Here is a 15629-nt window from a genome sequence, read left to right on the forward strand (position 1 = left end):
CCAAATCTTAGGTAATCCAACCAGGTATCACTCAATATCTTTATGGTCCGATGGATAGAAGACTTTACACTATCGTATGTTCGATAGCAAAATTAGGTGAATGCCCTGCTAAATATTCGCAACAACATTTTGGTCAGCAATATCACTATCGTTAACGGTAGTGACGCTGTAATTACTATTTACGTTTAAGCCATCGCCTGTATTAAACGAACCGCCGCCCGCAAAGGTGCGTATTGCACTTGTTGGAGACACAATAAATACATCGCCGACGTGGAAAACACCGCTGCTTCCAATGGAATTGACTTTAATAGCTCCAACGATTGCCGGCATTTTTTCACATCCTTATTAATGGATTTCACTTATTACTGTATGCGGAACAATAGCGTATGTTCAAAGCTTCTAGCTTTGGTCTATTTACCGCATACTTCGCCTGCATCGTAGCAAACTTAAAAGCTCTAAATTATAAAAATACTTCTGCATCTAAACTATTATTCAGTAACAAAACCACCTATAAGAATTTTTTAATAAGTCATATGACGTTGGATCAGCAAATGAATAATTTATATCTTTCAGTAAAAAATAGGCAGGTTAACAAATGAATAGAAGGGAGTTTTTATAATGAAATGGATGTTGAATTTACTATTCATGCTAGCGCTTTTTGTCGTGCTTTCTCCTGAGGGTTTTGCAGCTGAGAAAAGTGATGCCAATGTGCGTGTTATTCATGCTTCACCAGATGCGCCGTCTGTCGATATTTATGTAGATGGTCAACCTGCTTTTGAAAAGGTTTCGTTTAAAGATGTGACAGATTATGCTGCTTTAACACCTGGTGAGAAGACGATTCAAATTTTTGCCTCTTCTGCTAACGGGGAAGGTAAACCGGCCCTTGAACAAAAATTAACTGTGGAATCAGGAAAAAACTATTCCGTACTTGCGATCGGTAAACTTGAGAACCTTGCCCTTAAAGTATTAGAAGATCAAAAAGGTTCAGGAGAAAAATCGGGATTGAGAGCTGTACATGCTTCACCGAACGCTCCAGCTGTTGATATTGGTGTGAAGGATGGAGATGCTCTTATTAAGAATCTCGCTTTTACCCAAAACTCTGAATATCAAATGGTCGATCCCGGGACATACAATTTAGAAGTTCGAGCCGCAGGATCTGATAAGGCTGTTCTTGATCTTCCTAACTTACCTGTTGAAGCAGGTGTGAACTACACAGCTATCGCCATTGGCTTATTGGATGGAGACCCCCCATTAAATGTTATTCTTCTAAAAGATGGGAAATAATAAGAAGACCGCAGCTTAGCTGCGGTTGTTTTTGTCTGGAGAGGTTCTGTTCGTTTATTGCATTATTTTCTAATACAATGGGGTCCAACAAGTCCATCTATACTGAAAAGAAAGGAAACGTGATCGAATGCATTCAAAACATACAGTGCGCTACATTTGCGAGCGTTATATAAGTGGGAATAGTTATTATTATAAGCAGGAATTAATTACGCATGATACGTGGCAAAATCCTGCTTCAATTCAATGGTCTACTAAAAGACCAATTTCAAGTAATACATTTTATCAGAAAGAAAAAGAAGGCTATAAGACAATTACTAAGCTACATGACAAAAAACCAGCGAAGGTTCTCCAGTTTTCTAGAACATAGTAAGGTTTATTCTACATCTTAGGAAGGAATGAGAGATAGCAAGGAGGAATAAAGGATGAAAACCATTTATCATGTACAGAGCGGAAAAACCGGTTCATGGGAGATCAAGAAAGAGGGGGCAGAACAAGCAACCAAAACTTTTGAAACAAAAGCAGAAGCGTATCAGTATGGAAGGTCATTATGTGATGAGAATCGTCCATCTGAATTGATTATTCATCAGGAGAACGGGCAAATCGAAGACCATAGCCTATACAATCGTTAGTAATTTCTGTTCTCTTCGTACATATTTTTCAGCTTATGAATAAACATAGTACTAACTACTATCCTAATGAAAGAAGGGAACCTTCATGGATTTTATTAGTCCAACAGCTGGAAAAGTAACGGTTGAACAGCTTACTCAACTCATTGAAAGCTATACGAAAGAAGATCCTAAAGGAACATATCGCATTGTGATTGGAACAGATTCGCAGACAAGCCGGAAAGCGACACAGTTTGTGACAGCCCTCATTATCCATCGCGTCGGCAAAGGAGCACGCATTTTCTATCGAAAAGTAAAACACAAGCCGATTCATGAGCTCAGGCATCGCATTTATAAAGAAACCCAAATGAGTCTTGAGCTCATGGAATCGTTAAAGGATGAAGGATTTTCAACGCTATTAGAAACCTGGCCGATTGAGATTCATCTCGATGTTGGAAAGCAAGGGGAAACGCGTAAAATCATACAGGAAGTTGTAGGTTGGGTAACTTCTGTTGGCTATATTGCTAGAATCAAGCCCGACTCATATGGGGCAAGCAGCGTTGCAGATCGCTATACAAAATCAATTAGTTAAACTGGCGGAATATGCCAGTTTTATTTTTTTTTATGAAACTTCACTCTCGCTCATTCGTATTATTAGTAGAATGAATACTATGGAGGAGTGGTGAGATGAAGTTACGAATGATCACGATTCTTAGTGCACTGATGCTTATTCTTGCAGCATGTAGTGGTACAACAGAATCCGGAGGCGAAGTCAGCGTTGATAAAGGAATTGACGCTCAGGAAGTATTTGAGAAGTCAATTGCGGCTCAAGAAGAGATTAAGAATTTCCATATGAATGCGGATATGACGCAAAGTATTGGTTCAGGTGAAGAAGAGATGGATATTAATAGCGTGATTGACGCTGATATGGTGATGGATCCTATTGCTTTTCATCAAATGATTGATATGACAGCAAATGGTGAAACAATGCAAATGGAATCATACTTTACTGAAGAAGGTTTCTTTATGAAGCAGGGTGAGCAATGGATGAAATTCCCTGATGAAATGACAGATACGCTTCTTTCTCTTCAGGAAACTCAAGCTGATCCAGCTGAACAAATGGAAATGCTCAAAGAATATGTCGATGAATTTACTTTATCAGAAGAAGATGATACTTATGTGATGACATTGAAAGCTTCGGGTGAGAAATTTCAAGGTTTGATGGAGAAAACAGCTGAAGACATGGGCTCACAAAATCAAATGATGGAAGATGCCATGGATCAAATGAAAGTGAACAATGTGGAATACACATACGCGATCGATAAGGAAAGCTATCTCCCTGTTCAAATGGACATGAAGATGGACAGTGAAATGAGCATGGAAGGCGAAACAATTTCCACGATTATGGAGATGAACTCCACTTATGACAAGTACAATGAAATTGAAGAAGTGAAGGTTCCTGAGGAAGTTATTTCACAAGCAAAAGAAATGCCAGGTATGGAACAATAATAATAAGGAGTGCTGCTGAAAAAGCGGCGCTCTTTTATTATGAATATAGAATTTTTAAAAACTACTTATGAATCGGATAAGTTATAACTGGAAAAAAGTACCCTGAAGCGTTACGATTAGCACATGACAACTGTTTGAAAGGAGCGAGGTTCATGTCAACTGAAACATTATTATACGATCAACTGAAACGTCCTTTAAGAGATCTTCGTATATCGGTAACGGACCGTTGTAATTTCCGCTGTCGTTACTGTATGCCTGAAGAAACGTTCGGTCCAGATTATGAATTTCTTCCTAAAACGAGCCTTCTCCAATTTGAGGAGATTACTCGTCTCGCTCGGTTATTTGTTGAGATGGGGGTTGAGAAGATTCGTCTGACTGGCGGAGAACCGCTACTTAGAAGGGATCTCGATGTCCTTATTGGTATGCTATCACAAATTAAAGGTCTTGATGATATAGCTTTAACAACGAATGCTTCTTTATTAAAAAAGAGCGCATTAAAATTAAAGCAGGCAGGTCTCACTAGGGTGAATGTTAGTCTTGATGCCATTCATGATGAAACGTTTGGCAAAATGAATGGGAGAGGAACTAAGATAAAACCTGTTCTCGAAGGCATTCAGGCTGCAGCCGATGCAGGACTTCAAGTTAAAATTAATATGGTCGTTCAAAAGGGAGTTAACGATCACGAGATCGTTCCAATGGCTTCGTATTTTAAAAATAGCGGGCACATCGTTCGCTTTATTGAGTATATGGATGTAGGAAATTCAAATGGATGGAAGTTTGATCATGTGATGAATAAGAAAGATATTATTGATCAAATAGCAGAGACTTTTCCTCTTAAATCTGTTGATGCTGCATACTTTGGCGAAGTAGCAAGCCGCTATCAATATGAAGATGGATCTGGTGAAATTGGTGTCATTTCATCTGTCAGTGATTCGTTTTGTTCTAGCTGTACAAGAGCGCGCCTTTCAGCTGATGGAGCTCTTTACACTTGCTTGTTTGCTTCGAAAGGAATGAGCTTACGAAATCCGCTTCGTAATGGAGCGACAGATGACGAATTACGGACGATGCTAACAAATCTCTGGAACGGTCGACATGATCGCTATTCAGATGAGCGAACAGAGGAAAGTGTTTTAAATAGAGACAAGATTGAAATGTCATTTATAGGTGGATAATCATGGAGAAACAATTCAAACATACGACTGAACGCAAAATCACACGGTATGAAGGTGGGAAATTTAAAGAGAAGGAAGACGTGATTGCTCTTGAGAAACCAATCACGATTCGAATTAATCATACTGAATTCGCAACGCTTGTTTGTACACCTGATCATTTAGAAGATATGGTCATTGGATTTCTCGCTTCAGAAGGGGTGATTCGATCTTATCACGATGTGGAAGAAATGCTTTTTAATGATGGACAAGGGATTGTAAATGTAAAAGCTGCTGTTCAAGGTTCATTAACGTCTGATACATATACAAAGCGCGTCATTAGCTCATGCTGTGGAAAAAGTAGACATTTTTATTTGAAAAGTGATTCAAAAACGGCTCGGACGATTATGAAGGCACCTAAATTAACGGCTTCCGTTTGTCTTGCTAATATGAGAACGTTGCAAGAGGAGTCAGCTACGTTTAAATCGACTGGTGGTGTTCATAACGCGGCCATTTTCAAAAATGGGGAAATGGTGGCTTCACGTACTGATATTGGAAGACATAATGCTCTTGATAAGCTATATGGTTACGTACTCCGTCATCATCTTCATCCTTCTGATCTTAGCGTTGCGTTTAGCGGGAGAATTTCATCAGAAGTTGTTATTAAGCTATCCAAGATGGGTATTGGTGTACTGCTCTCAAAATCGGCTCCCACCGAGCTTGCCATTCAATTAGCGGATGATCTTAACATTACAACAGTAGGGTTTATTCGCCATGAAGGCTTCAATGTTTATACAAAACCAGAACGGATTCTGAATTAGAACACCTCTAGATTAGAGGTGTTTTTTTTGATGAAGTCGTTCATACTACTGAACAAATAAGCATTTTGGAAAGGCGGATATGCAATGGGTTGGACGATAGCTGTGATATTCTGGATTGCTGGTGTTGTATTGGTAGGAAGCCCCAAGTATTTGTTTCATCGTCTTGAGGCTATGAAATCGGATACGGCGGGTCATGCAAGGGCATCTGAAGCAACAGATAAAGAAGAAAGTATTTTCTTTTTTATTGAAACGAAAGCTCTTGATTCAATACCGTGGTGGGTTGTAACGATTTCTTGTGTCACAATTGGACTTTTTCTTATTGCGTTTGGAGTAATCGCCCTTGTTTTTTCCTATTAAAATGAAACTTTCTTGATTATTCATTCGTCTTTAGAGAGGAGGGATTTGCCGGTAGTTTGGTTATCCCCCTTTGGTGGTAAATAAAGAAAGAAAGAGTTCATTTATGTTAGGGAGATATAAGGGGTGTGTGACAGATGGAAGCAGAGAGAAGAAAAGTAAAGTCAGTGTGGCATTTTTATTTATTATTAGTAGGATTACTTGTTCTAAAAACGTACCTTGTTTATCGATTTGAATTTTCGTTTACGTTGAGCGGAATTGGCGAAGAAATGTTTCTTTTCATTAATTCAATAGGGTCAATCGTATTACTGCTAGGTATAGGTCTTTTTAGGAAGCAGTCAAAACCAGGCCTAATACTAGCAGTTTATTTTATTTTATCAGCTCTACTTTATTGTAATATTTTATATTATCGTTTCTACATAGACTTTGTTACCGTTCCTGTTCTTTTTCAATTCGGTAATGTTGGAGGGCTTGGTCAAAGTACAGTTGAGCTGTTGAATTTATATGATCCGCTCATCGTGTTCGACTCCATCATCTTATTTTGGATCCTAAAACGAAATCATTTACATAAGATCCCTTTATCAGAGAAACTACGAAAAAGAACGGCGCTTACTGGTGTCGCCGTATTAGTAGGAACAGCTGGACTGGCGTTGATTATGCATCCATTACTATTTGAAAAATCATATGATCGAGAGTTATTTGTTAAGTCACTAGGTGCCTACACATACCATATTTATGATATAGGCTATAACTCGTTTACATCCATTAATAGTGCGTTTGCGGATGATACCGAACTATCAGAAATCGAAAGTTATGTTGAGAAAAAGGAATTGAAATCTTCCTCCTATGAAGGGATCGCAAAAGGGAAAAATTTGATCATTATTTCTTTGGAATCTACGCAAGCATTTATGCTTGATGAAAGTATCGATGGGGAAGAAGCAACACCTTATCTAAATAAGTTGAAGGAAGAAAGCTTTTTCTTTCCCAATTTCTATCACCAGACAGCACAGGGGAAAACGTCTGATGCTGAATTTATGATTGATAACAGTTTGTATCCACTTTCCGGTGGGTCTGTGTTCGTAAGAAAGCCACAGAATGAGTTTTTCTCACTTCCTGAGGCATTAAATGACGAGGGGTATACGACAACTTCTTTTCATGGAAATGATCGAGAATTTTGGAATCGGTCAGAAATGTATGAAACGCTTGGTTACGATCGTTTTTATTCAAAAAAGGATTTTGAAGTGAGTGACGATAATTCCATTAACTACGGTTTGAAGGATATCCCATTCTTCAAGCAATCAATTCCTTACTTAAAAGAACTGGATCAGCCATATTCGGCAAAATTTCTTACGCTGACAAATCATTTTCCTTACTTATTAGAAGAAAAGGATACACTGATTTCACTGCCGGAGACGCCGGAAGAAGTAGTAAACCGATATTATGCAACGGTTCGCTATGAGGATGAAGCGATAAAGACTTTCTTTGAAGAAATGAAAGCTGCCGGTTTATATGAAGACTCCATTTTTGTTCTTTATGGTGATCATTATGGGTTATCTGAAACTTATGATAAAGCTCTTGGCGACTATCTAGGTGAAGAAATAGGTCCTGTTGAACATGTCGATCTACAAAAAGTGCCTCTCATCATTCACGTCCCAGGTGAAGAAGGAAAGGTGATTGATACAGTTGGAGGACAGGTTGATTTAAAGCCGACAATATTAGAGCTGTTAGGCGTAGAAGAAAGCACAAGTTTGAATTTTGGCACAAGCCTATTCTCGAAAAAACGAGAAGACCTCGTTATTTTCAGGGATGGAAGTTTTGTGACAGAGAATCTTATCTATACTAAAAATACGTGTTATAACAAAGAAACAAGTTCAAAAACCAATCGAAACAAATGTGCTCGCTATTTTGGTCAGGTTCAAGATGAATTAGATTATTCTGATCAAGTGATCTATGGCGATTTACTCCGTTTCATTGAATAGCTTTGGTGTTCATTCTGAGTCGTTCATGGTACGCTTAAATAGGATTAATGACTGTAAAGGGATGAGTATAAATGGATTTGCAGAGGTTACAAATTCTAACTGAAGTAGTGAGAGAGTACAAAACAGCTATTCACATGGATCAAAATAAAGATGAGGTAGGTAGAGAAGTTCTCGATATTGTGATGAATTCTCAGGATCTCGTTTTATATGGACATGTAAAAAGAGCTAAAGATGTTGATAAATTTCCTGGTGAAGCTTTGAAGCACCTCGATCAGGCTACAAAATATCTTCATGAAAAAATAGATGAACAGTTGAAACACTCTTGAACCTAAGGGTGTTTTCTTTACGATTGACATTGTTTTTATCGTAACATAGCGATCAAAACATTGATTGAAAAATGGAAATAGTTTGTGTATAAAAGAATGTGTTGTAATTGTTGCAATACACTGTCATATAGTGATATGTTTTTACTGTTTACTAGATTAAAGGAGAGTGAAATGAATGACTAATTTCGTTAAGCGACTGGCTCCTGTATTTTTAATGGGGCTAGTTGTTTTTGTGATAAGTGCTTGTTCGAACGGTGGAAACGAATCGAATGAAGCATCTGAAGATAAACCGACTGCCTGGGAAGAGATTCAAGAAGAAGGAAAGATTACGGTAGCTACGTCTGGGACGCTCTATCCAACTTCTTATTATGAAGAAGGTTCTGACGAAGTGACGGGGTACGAAGTTGAAGTTGTAAAAGAGATGGCGAAACGCCTTGATCTTGAAGTTGAATTTGAAGAAATGGGCTTTGATGGCATGTTAACAAGCATCAACTCAGGGAAAGTAGATCTTGCTGCAAACGACATAACATCAACGGAAGAGCGAGAAGAAAAATTCGCTTTTTCTGAACCAGTTAAATACTCTTACGGAACTGCGATCGTAAGAAAAGATGATTTATCTGGAATTGACTCACTAGATGATCTTGAGGGGAAAAAAGCCGCTGGTGCTTCAACAACGGTTTATATGAAGGTAGCTCGTGAGCACGGTGCTGAAGAAGTAACTTACGATAATGCGACAAATGAACAGTATTTACGTGATGTATCAACAGGGAGAACGGATATTATCCTGAATGATTATTACTTACAGAAGCTCGCTCTTGCTGCCTTTCCGGATTTAAATATTACAATCCATCCAGATATCGAATATTATCCAAATGACCAGTCGATCGTTATGAAAAAAGATAGCGGAGAACTTGAAACAAAAGTGAATGAAACCATTAAAGAGATGAAGGAAGACGGGACGCTCAAAGAGCTTTCAGAGAAATTCTTTGATGGAGCTAACGTATCAGTTAAGCCAGATATTGATTTTGAAGAATAAGTGGGAGTTGTAACAAGTGGGGGAAATACATTGGGAATATCTATTTGATGCGGGTCTTGCGTTAAAGTCGTTTCCCTATGTCATTCAAGGACTTGGATTAACGTTATTGATCGCGTTTGTTGGAATGATTATCGGGCTGGTGATGGGGTTATTTCTTGCTCTTGGAAGAATGTCAAAATGGAGAGCCCTCAGGTGGCCAGCTCGACTTTACATTTCGTTTATGAGAGGTACACCGATTCTTGTTTTTCTTTATATTCTTTATTTCGGGTTACCTGTCGTTGGCATTGAGTTTTCAGCTTTAACATCAGCATTGATTGGTTTTAGCTTAAATAGCGCCGCCTATATTGCTGAAATACAGCGATCTGCGCTGTCATCTGTTGAAAAAGGGCAGTGGGAGGCATCGACCGCGCTCGGTATGCCTTATTGGACAACAATGAGGGAAGTCGTATTGCCGCAGGCAACGCGAATAGCGATTCCGCCATTATCGAATGTGATGCTTGATCTAATCAAGGCATCATCTTTAGCGGCGGTCATTACAGTTCCAGAATTACTCCATCATGCGAAAATAGTTGGAGGCCGAGAGTTCGACTTTATGACGATGTACATATTAGTTGCGCTAATTTATTGGGCTGTTTGTGTATGTGTGTCTTTCATACAAGAGCGATTAGAAAAACGATATCACTATTTACACTAACCCTAGATGATTTTCTAGGGTTTTTTCTTTTGCCTTATTTTTTACTAAAGGTATCTTTGCTATTATTGTTGATTATTCGAACTGTGGCTTTACTATAGTCAGTCTTGAAAAAACAAAAATATCCCATATTTATTATGAAGTATTTTTAAGAATGTTATAATAAGTCCTATAATCAACATAGACGTTTCGTCATATTTGAAGGGAGTTCATCATCTGCATGAAAAAATATCTTAGCTTATTAATGCTTATTGGGGTTCTTTTGCTCGCTGCTTGTAACAATAATAGTGAAGCGAAAAAAGAAGAAAAGCCTTCAGAAGAATCAGCAACAATGGATCAAACACAGGAAGAACTAGAAGCAATGAAGGTAAAAGAAGATAAGGTTGTTGCTACTGTAAATGGAGAAGATATTAAGGGAAAAGATTATAATTCGATGCTAGTTCAAACTCAGCTGCGCTATACGATGAGCGGTGAAGATCCATCGGATACGGAAGTGGCGAAGTCAATTGAAGAAGAAGTTATGGATAATTTAATCGGACAGGAACTTCTGCTTCAGAAAGCAAAAGAAGAAGGTTTCTCTGCATCAGATAAAGAAGTTGAAACTGAACTTGAGCAAATAAAGGCTCAATTTGATGGTGAGGATGAGCTGAAGAAAGCGCTAGAAGGTCAAGGCATGACGCTGGCTCAGCTTGAAAGTCAATATTCTGATATTGTCGTTGTAGATAAATTTGTTAAAGAGAAAATTGAAACACCCGAAGTGACCGAAGAAGAGATGAAAGCATTTTATAATGATCAGTTCTCAAAAGATGCTGAGAATCCACCATCTTATGAAGAAATGAAGGATCGTATAAAAGACTATTTAATCGAAACCAAAACGCAAGAGAAAGTTCAGCAAATGAAAGAAGATTTACTAAAGAAAGCAGAAGTCGAAGAGAAGTTATAGGTCAGCACATAGCTGGCCTTTTTTTGTGAGGGTTAAGTTATAGCTACTAGTATCAATTTTTCGATTTATAACCGAGAGGAGATTTCGAGTAGGCATAACCCAACTATTAGAGAAGGAGACATATTACCGTGGAAACTATTTTGAATGAACTTAGAACGTACGTTAGACGAAAATTAGAAAGAGAAGGTAGCGGTCACGACTGGCATCATATTGATCGGGTTGTCAAACAAGCAAAAAGAATAGCAGATGAAGAGAGTGCTAACACATTTATTTGTGAAGTAGCAGCACTCGTTCATGATTTAGCAGATGATAAAGTAGCTTCCTCAGAGCAGGATGGAATAAGAGAGGTAGAAGCGCTGCTCTATCAATTAAAGGCCGCGGATCGAGAACACGTAATGGAAATTATTACGACTATTTCTTATAAAGGAGGGAATCGTCCACCAGTTAAGAGTCTCGAAGCACAAGTTGTGCAAGATGCGGACAGATTAGATGCGATAGGGGCGATTGGCATCGCACGAACGTTTGTGTACGCCGGCTCCAAAGCAGAAGTGATTTATGACCCTTCTATTGAACCAAGAACAAATATGACAATGGATGCCTATCGAAATGAACAGTCTACCGCTATTAATCATTTTTATGAAAAACTTTTGAAATTAAAAGATCTTATGAATACCGAGACGGGAAAAAGTCTTGCAGAAGAACGGCATGAATTTATACAATCATTTTTATCACAATTTCATGGAGAGTGGGAAGGGAATCGATAAGGTTATGAGAATTCACCCTATGACTTTAGAAAAGGCACGCGAAATTCAAACGTGGACATATGATGAACCTTATTCTTTGTATAGTTTTAAAGGCGATCAAGAAGAATTATTAGAGTTTATGAACGGGGCCTATTTTTATGTGATCGATGACAAAAGAAATTTGATTGGGTACTTTTGCTATGGAGAATCGGCGCAAGTACCAGCTGGTCACCAAGTTGACGCCTACGAGGAGAATTATATCGATATTGGTTTGGGACTACATCCAAATAAGGCGGGCAAAGGAACAGGATTGGCATTTTTGAAGGTAGGACTTGCTTATGCAATTGAATACAATGGGTTCTTAGGTCTCAGACTGACTGTAGCATCGTTTAATAGGAGAGCGATCAAGGTGTATGAGAGAGCGGGATTCACATTTGAAAAATCATTTACGAACGGCTCGACGAATTTTAATATCATGATAAGAAGAAATGGGAGTAGCACTCATCTATAAATGCAAACGATGGATTAAACAATTGAAAAAGGGGAATAAGAGAACTATATAAGTAACCTTATACAGGAGGATAGTTTCATACAGAGAGCTATTTCTTTACACAATTAATCGAGTTTAGCAAAAGATTTTGTCTTATTCCTACTAATTCTGACATAGCATAGGAAGTTTGGTCGAATACGTTTTGATTCCTTCTAGAAATGGGCATAATGGTAATGTATTGGCATGAGGAGGAATGAGACATGTATGATGCAATTGAAAAAAAACGCAAAGAAATGTTTGAAGTTGCGGGACGATATGGATTTGCATCAGAGAGAACCATTCGCTGTAGTCAGGAGCTTGACCGATTATTAAATGCCCTAATGCAAATGAACCATCAAAATGAGGAAGTTTTGTGAAACTAACATCTGCTATTTTCTTCCTGTGTGGTAAAGTAAAGGAGGAAACCTTATGAAGTTCGATCTCAAATCAATTCTCACAAAAGAGTTGTTTGATTGGATAGAAGATCATCCTAAGAGGAACCAATTAATTGAATCAATTCAGGGAGAGATCTTTCAATCAGTGGTTCATTTCCGCGAATGGAACGACTCCAATTATAATGGGAACGAAGATTGGCTACTTTTTGCACTGCGTAACGAAGAAACATGGCGAAACGAAGTAGACCCACTTGACCAGTGTGAAAGCCGTTAGTTAAACGGCTTTTTTGTTGTGGTTAAACCTTTACTTTAAGTAAGTAAGCGCTTACAATAATAGAAAGAATAGTTAGAATAATCGAATAAGGGTGTGTTGAGAATGAGAAGCGAGACGAGTTATCGAATGCTTGCCTTTGAAAAATTCAACGCTGAAAAGAATTGGTCAGAAAACAATCGCCTTTTTAATTATTCCATTGCCGGTCTGGGAACTATTTTCTATTTTGTAACGTTACTTTTCTAACGCCTTTCTTAGGAGAGGGGACTTTGTATACTCACACAGGAACTTCCTAAATGATTAGGAAGTTCCTATTTAAGTTGACGTGATGAATCTGGCTTTCGTTCAGAGGCAAATATCTCACTGTCTATTGTCAGCATTAGCTACTAAAGTGAAATCTACGATATTCAACTGGAGTGGATTGATAAGCTTTTGAAATTCCTTCAGTTTCGATCAGTTTTTTTGGAACACGCTTAAGCTGCACTTGAAAGACGTGATCTTCATGAAATAGAGGATGAGATATTTGTATCGTATCAGTAGATTTCCAGCTTGTCTGTATTGAATCCTGTTCCTCCAGAAAATAAAAGGATTGAGGGAATCCATTCCGATACCAGGAGAGCTCTTCCTCTTTTTGGACACCCGGTTCTTGAAAACATGCATAGAGCGACAGGTCGTCACAAAATTGAAGAAGCTGATAGTGAAATATTAGAAGATCATCAGGTATATCAATTGATTCCTTGAGCTGATCCTGTCTATTCTCTTCTTCTGCGTAAAAACGGATCGCACGTTCAGACTCGGCACCATTAAAGAAAGAGCGATAGTGTTTGCTACAAAGAAAAGCCCCGTAAGTTGTTTTTTCATTCACTTCCTCGATCCCTTTCTTATAGAATTCTAGCTTAGTAGCTAGAGGAAAGTCTAAGAAGGAGTAGGGTGCTTCGCGTCGATCATTCCAAAATGGAACTTCATCAAGTGGAATCCATCCACGATCATGATGTTTTATCGCATATAAAACATCTTCCTGATAGAGATTACCTGGCCAAAAAGACTTCCGCAACGCTTCTGCAAACTGCCCTGAAAGCAAAGCGTGATCATGCTGTGTAATCATGACAAAATAATCATTATCTTCATAAACAATCATATCCTCAGTCCTTTCAATAAAAGCGTAATTCCCCTGTTAATGGGCGACAATCACTGGAGTCTCTCAAATGAACACGCTATTTGTGTTCAGCATGAGAGATGAAGTGATCGAGGCCATGGGGAATGGAGCTGGATAGATAAAAGCGAAATTCCTCCGTTAATGGCTCATTACGAATGTTGTAAGCGTTGTGATTTTGTGTGTAACAAAAAAGCGAATCCTTAATTAGGAACGCTTTTTTGAATTTCTTTAAAATTAACACGAGTATTCGTCATCTCGATTTTTGAGATCACAATTGGTTTTGTAATGGCTTGTGTAACCATATCATCCTTTTTCGGATCAGTATAGAAATACGAGACAACAATTTCGTTGCCTTCTTTAATGATACTGTCGATTGAGACTGAATAACCACCTGTTGGCATCTCACCACGAGTAATAATAATATAGAGATCGTCATTTGATGGAATTGTAAAAGTGGATTTTTCTAACCATTTTTGTTGAACGGTTGTCTGAACATCTTTAGGAGCATTCTGCATTTCGACTGTTTCAAAAGCGATGTTTTCCTGCATTTGTTCTCCTCCGTTCGATTCGTTAGAGGTTTGAGATGAATTATTACCGCACCCCGCCAAGATAACGAACATCATTGAAATAACTAGTAATAATGAACGCAATGTCCTACTCCTTCCTCTATATAGAATCTTTCATTTTAGTAAAGCTGAAACTATCTTAAGTTTAGCGAATTTCATTACGCTTGGAAAGAGTCGGGTGTGAAAACGATTATAATTTCTGTTAATAGGGTAATAAAAATGTGAGACGTTGACGTATTGAAAGGAGACAAATCATGCAGAATGAAATTTTAAGCTTTTTAAGAAATGTTGAGGAACCGGTGAGTACTAGAGAAATAATGGAGTACTTATCAGGAAAAGGGTACAATCCTGATGAAGAAGAACTCGTTCGCATCATTAAACAAATGCCACAAGGGTCAGTTCAACAGGAATATGATGCCTCCGTTATTGATCCATCACCATCGGTCTTGTACAAAGCAGGACCTAATGCATAAGGCCTTATTTGCGGAATTGATCAACTAAATACAAACCAGCAATCAGTAAGAAAACAATTCCAGTTCCATATAGTACATCTATAATCAAATCCATCTAATGACATCCTTTCTCTGGATCTTTATTTTAGTGTATCAAAACTTCTTATTCATTAAATTTTTTTTGCTATGTTCGGATAAGGAAATGATATACTAGGAGCATTGAGATATGCGTGGAAGGATGTCGTTATGAAGAAATGGAAGTTAGATAGTTCTAAGCTAATTATATTGTTTTTTATTGTTTTTATTATTGTAGGCGCTGTCAATGTACTGTTTAGTGATCGGAAAATGAATACTAGTGAATACTTGCTTAGTGAAAATCAAAGAGACGTGGTATCAAGGTCGGAGACGCAGCCAAAAATGCCCATAGGCGCTCTTGTGAATAGTAAACTAGCAGAAGATTACAGTATTACCCTTACTGCCAAGATAAAGTATGAAGGTGACGAGAATACTCAGGTTGAGGTAGTAAAAGACAGGCTATTGGATTACCAAATTACTGAACAAAATACAGACGAAGTTGTTATTCCATATAATTCTTTAGTACCTTCAGTCGAAAAGAATGTGTCTAATGATGAAATTATCGAAGGGGATTCACTTGCTACAGAACCTCTAGATCCAGGTGCATATCAGATTGAAGTTAAAGTACCTATTGTGATGAATAATAAAGAAGAGAGTTTCTTGTTTCGAATTCCAGTTGAAATAGCACCATAAACTTCCTTAGAGGAAGTTTTTTTGGTTTATTCTTTAAAAAGGATGCTGAGATA

At 38.0% G+C, this 15629-nt stretch carries 23 protein-coding genes; 20 read left to right on the forward strand and 3 right to left on the reverse strand.

The annotated features are described in order from the left end of the window. Positions 1–108: 108 nt before the first annotated feature. Positions 109–330, reverse strand: coding sequence for a spore germination protein (locus AC0VYV_RS08200; protein WP_194221102.1), 222 nt, complete (start codon positions 328–330; stop codon positions 109–111). 288 nt (positions 331–618) lie between these two features. On the opposite strand from AC0VYV_RS08200, the gene AC0VYV_RS08205 reads away from it, so the two are divergent. From AC0VYV_RS08205 to AC0VYV_RS08290, 18 genes are all read left to right on the forward strand, one after another. Beyond that, positions 619–1284, forward strand: a complete 666-nt coding sequence (locus AC0VYV_RS08205) for a DUF4397 domain-containing protein (protein WP_430242195.1) — start codon at positions 619–621, stop codon at positions 1282–1284. Positions 1285–1411: 127 nt separating this feature from the next. After that, the gene (locus AC0VYV_RS08210; RefSeq protein ID WP_194221104.1) at positions 1412–1651 is read left to right on the forward strand and encodes a hypothetical protein; all 240 of its coding nucleotides are present in this window, start codon (positions 1412–1414) and stop codon (positions 1649–1651) included. A gap of 55 nt (positions 1652–1706) precedes the next feature. Continuing rightward, a complete protein-coding gene (locus tag AC0VYV_RS08215) occupies positions 1707–1913 on the forward strand; it encodes a DUF2188 domain-containing protein (RefSeq protein ID WP_430242192.1) in 207 nt (68 codons plus the stop codon). An 85-nt stretch (positions 1914–1998) separates the two neighbouring features. Continuing rightward, entirely contained in the window at positions 1999–2481 is a 483-nt protein-coding gene (locus AC0VYV_RS08220) for a ribonuclease H-like YkuK family protein (protein WP_430242190.1), read from the forward strand. A gap of 95 nt (positions 2482–2576) precedes the next feature. Then, positions 2577–3398 (forward strand): DUF6612 family protein, encoded by an 822-nt coding sequence (locus tag AC0VYV_RS08225; protein WP_475367133.1) that lies wholly within the window; start codon positions 2577–2579, stop codon positions 3396–3398. Between the two features lie 152 nt (positions 3399–3550). Then, positions 3551–4570, forward strand: a complete 1020-nt coding sequence (gene moaA, locus AC0VYV_RS08230; protein ID WP_475367134.1) for a GTP 3',8-cyclase MoaA — start codon at positions 3551–3553, stop codon at positions 4568–4570. Between the two features lie 2 nt (positions 4571–4572). Beyond that, positions 4573–5367, forward strand: coding sequence for a formate dehydrogenase accessory sulfurtransferase FdhD (fdhD, locus tag AC0VYV_RS08235; RefSeq protein WP_430242184.1), 795 nt, complete (start codon positions 4573–4575; stop codon positions 5365–5367). An 84-nt stretch (positions 5368–5451) separates the two neighbouring features. After that, positions 5452–5724, forward strand: a complete 273-nt coding sequence (locus tag AC0VYV_RS08240) for a hypothetical protein (protein ID WP_226612478.1) — start codon at positions 5452–5454, stop codon at positions 5722–5724. A gap of 134 nt (positions 5725–5858) precedes the next feature. Continuing rightward, on the forward strand, positions 5859–7700 hold the full coding sequence (locus AC0VYV_RS08245; protein ID WP_475374732.1) for an LTA synthase family protein: 1842 nt from the start codon (positions 5859–5861) through the stop codon (positions 7698–7700). Positions 7701–7771: 71 nt separating this feature from the next. After that, positions 7772–8026 carry a hypothetical protein gene (locus AC0VYV_RS08250; protein ID WP_194221112.1) on the forward strand — a complete coding sequence of 85 codons (255 nt, stop codon included), beginning with the start codon at positions 7772–7774 and terminating at the stop codon, positions 8024–8026. 175 nt (positions 8027–8201) lie between these two features. Next, positions 8202–9062 (forward strand): transporter substrate-binding domain-containing protein, encoded by an 861-nt coding sequence (locus AC0VYV_RS08255; RefSeq protein ID WP_475367136.1) that lies wholly within the window; start codon positions 8202–8204, stop codon positions 9060–9062. A gap of 16 nt (positions 9063–9078) precedes the next feature. Further along, positions 9079–9756 carry an amino acid ABC transporter permease gene (locus AC0VYV_RS08260; RefSeq protein WP_430242177.1) on the forward strand — a complete coding sequence of 226 codons (678 nt, stop codon included), beginning with the start codon at positions 9079–9081 and terminating at the stop codon, positions 9754–9756. A 217-nt stretch (positions 9757–9973) separates the two neighbouring features. Continuing rightward, on the forward strand, positions 9974–10696 hold the full coding sequence (locus tag AC0VYV_RS08265) for a SurA N-terminal domain-containing protein (RefSeq protein WP_475367137.1): 723 nt from the start codon (positions 9974–9976) through the stop codon (positions 10694–10696). Between the two features lie 128 nt (positions 10697–10824). Then, positions 10825–11460, forward strand: coding sequence for an HD domain-containing protein (locus tag AC0VYV_RS08270; protein ID WP_475367138.1), 636 nt, complete (start codon positions 10825–10827; stop codon positions 11458–11460). Between the two features lie 19 nt (positions 11461–11479). Further along, the gene (locus AC0VYV_RS08275) at positions 11480–11950 is read left to right on the forward strand and encodes a GNAT family N-acetyltransferase (protein WP_475368834.1); all 471 of its coding nucleotides are present in this window, start codon (positions 11480–11482) and stop codon (positions 11948–11950) included. Between the two features lie 239 nt (positions 11951–12189). Beyond that, positions 12190–12345, forward strand: a complete 156-nt coding sequence (locus tag AC0VYV_RS08280) for an aspartyl-phosphate phosphatase Spo0E family protein (RefSeq protein WP_194221118.1) — start codon at positions 12190–12192, stop codon at positions 12343–12345. Positions 12346–12397: 52 nt separating this feature from the next. Beyond that, positions 12398–12637: a hypothetical protein gene (locus tag AC0VYV_RS08285; RefSeq protein ID WP_194221119.1), complete on the forward strand. Its 240-nt coding sequence runs from the start codon at positions 12398–12400 to the stop codon at positions 12635–12637. Positions 12638–12739: 102 nt separating this feature from the next. Further along, positions 12740–12880 carry a hypothetical protein gene (locus tag AC0VYV_RS08290; RefSeq protein WP_404682473.1) on the forward strand — a complete coding sequence of 47 codons (141 nt, stop codon included), beginning with the start codon at positions 12740–12742 and terminating at the stop codon, positions 12878–12880. Positions 12881–13013: 133 nt separating this feature from the next. On the opposite strand, the gene AC0VYV_RS08295 is transcribed toward AC0VYV_RS08290, so the two are convergent. Together AC0VYV_RS08295 and AC0VYV_RS08300 are read right to left on the reverse strand one after the other, a co-directional pair. After that, entirely contained in the window at positions 13014–13772 is a 759-nt protein-coding gene (locus AC0VYV_RS08295) for a DUF3891 family protein (RefSeq protein ID WP_475368835.1), read from the reverse strand. 218 nt (positions 13773–13990) lie between these two features. Further along, positions 13991–14440: a protease complex subunit PrcB family protein gene (locus AC0VYV_RS08300; protein WP_475368836.1), complete on the reverse strand. Its 450-nt coding sequence runs from the start codon at positions 14438–14440 to the stop codon at positions 13991–13993. A 170-nt stretch (positions 14441–14610) separates the two neighbouring features. Between AC0VYV_RS08300 and AC0VYV_RS08305 the strand changes: the two genes are divergently transcribed. Next, the gene (locus tag AC0VYV_RS08305; RefSeq protein WP_430242166.1) at positions 14611–14829 is read left to right on the forward strand and encodes a hypothetical protein; all 219 of its coding nucleotides are present in this window, start codon (positions 14611–14613) and stop codon (positions 14827–14829) included. Positions 14830–15054: 225 nt separating this feature from the next. Further along, positions 15055–15576: a hypothetical protein gene (locus AC0VYV_RS08310; RefSeq protein ID WP_475374733.1), complete on the forward strand. Its 522-nt coding sequence runs from the start codon at positions 15055–15057 to the stop codon at positions 15574–15576. Positions 15577–15629: the final 53 nt, after the last annotated feature.

It is taken from the genome of Anaerobacillus sp. QJM3NY_17, from assembly GCF_056173665.1.

Excerpts from the sequence above, each read along its gene's own strand:
- AC0VYV_RS08215 (WP_430242192.1), top strand. The coding sequence starts at position 1,707 with ATGAAAACCATTTATCATGTACAGAGCGGAAAAACCGGTTCATGGGAG.
- AC0VYV_RS08305 (WP_430242166.1), top strand. The coding sequence starts at position 14,611 with ATGCAGAATGAAATTTTAAGCTTTTTAAGAAATGTTGAGGAACCGGTG.
- AC0VYV_RS08275 (WP_475368834.1), top strand. The coding sequence starts at position 11,480 with ATGACTTTAGAAAAGGCACGCGAAATTCAAACGTGGACATATGATGAA.
- fdhD (WP_430242184.1), top strand. The coding sequence starts at position 4,573 with ATGGAGAAACAATTCAAACATACGACTGAACGCAAAATCACACGGTAT.
- AC0VYV_RS08280 (WP_194221118.1), top strand. The coding sequence starts at position 12,190 with ATGTATGATGCAATTGAAAAAAAACGCAAAGAAATGTTTGAAGTTGCG.
- AC0VYV_RS08290 (WP_404682473.1), top strand. The coding sequence starts at position 12,740 with ATGAGAAGCGAGACGAGTTATCGAATGCTTGCCTTTGAAAAATTCAAC.
- AC0VYV_RS08255 (WP_475367136.1), top strand. The coding sequence starts at position 8,202 with ATGACTAATTTCGTTAAGCGACTGGCTCCTGTATTTTTAATGGGGCTA.
- moaA (WP_475367134.1), top strand. The coding sequence starts at position 3,551 with ATGTCAACTGAAACATTATTATACGATCAACTGAAACGTCCTTTAAGA.
- AC0VYV_RS08205 (WP_430242195.1), top strand. The coding sequence starts at position 619 with ATGAAATGGATGTTGAATTTACTATTCATGCTAGCGCTTTTTGTCGTG.
- AC0VYV_RS08220 (WP_430242190.1), top strand. The coding sequence starts at position 1,999 with ATGGATTTTATTAGTCCAACAGCTGGAAAAGTAACGGTTGAACAGCTT.
- AC0VYV_RS08265 (WP_475367137.1), top strand. The coding sequence starts at position 9,974 with ATGAAAAAATATCTTAGCTTATTAATGCTTATTGGGGTTCTTTTGCTC.
- AC0VYV_RS08240 (WP_226612478.1), top strand. The coding sequence starts at position 5,452 with ATGGGTTGGACGATAGCTGTGATATTCTGGATTGCTGGTGTTGTATTG.
- AC0VYV_RS08295 (WP_475368835.1), bottom strand. The coding sequence starts at position 13,772 with ATGATTGTTTATGAAGATAATGATTATTTTGTCATGATTACACAGCAT.
- AC0VYV_RS08250 (WP_194221112.1), top strand. The coding sequence starts at position 7,772 with ATGGATTTGCAGAGGTTACAAATTCTAACTGAAGTAGTGAGAGAGTAC.
- AC0VYV_RS08225 (WP_475367133.1), top strand. The coding sequence starts at position 2,577 with ATGAAGTTACGAATGATCACGATTCTTAGTGCACTGATGCTTATTCTT.
- AC0VYV_RS08210 (WP_194221104.1), top strand. The coding sequence starts at position 1,412 with ATGCATTCAAAACATACAGTGCGCTACATTTGCGAGCGTTATATAAGT.
- AC0VYV_RS08285 (WP_194221119.1), top strand. The coding sequence starts at position 12,398 with ATGAAGTTCGATCTCAAATCAATTCTCACAAAAGAGTTGTTTGATTGG.
- AC0VYV_RS08310 (WP_475374733.1), top strand. The coding sequence starts at position 15,055 with ATGAAGAAATGGAAGTTAGATAGTTCTAAGCTAATTATATTGTTTTTT.
- AC0VYV_RS08245 (WP_475374732.1), top strand. The coding sequence starts at position 5,859 with ATGGAAGCAGAGAGAAGAAAAGTAAAGTCAGTGTGGCATTTTTATTTA.
- AC0VYV_RS08200 (WP_194221102.1), bottom strand. The coding sequence starts at position 330 with ATGCCGGCAATCGTTGGAGCTATTAAAGTCAATTCCATTGGAAGCAGC.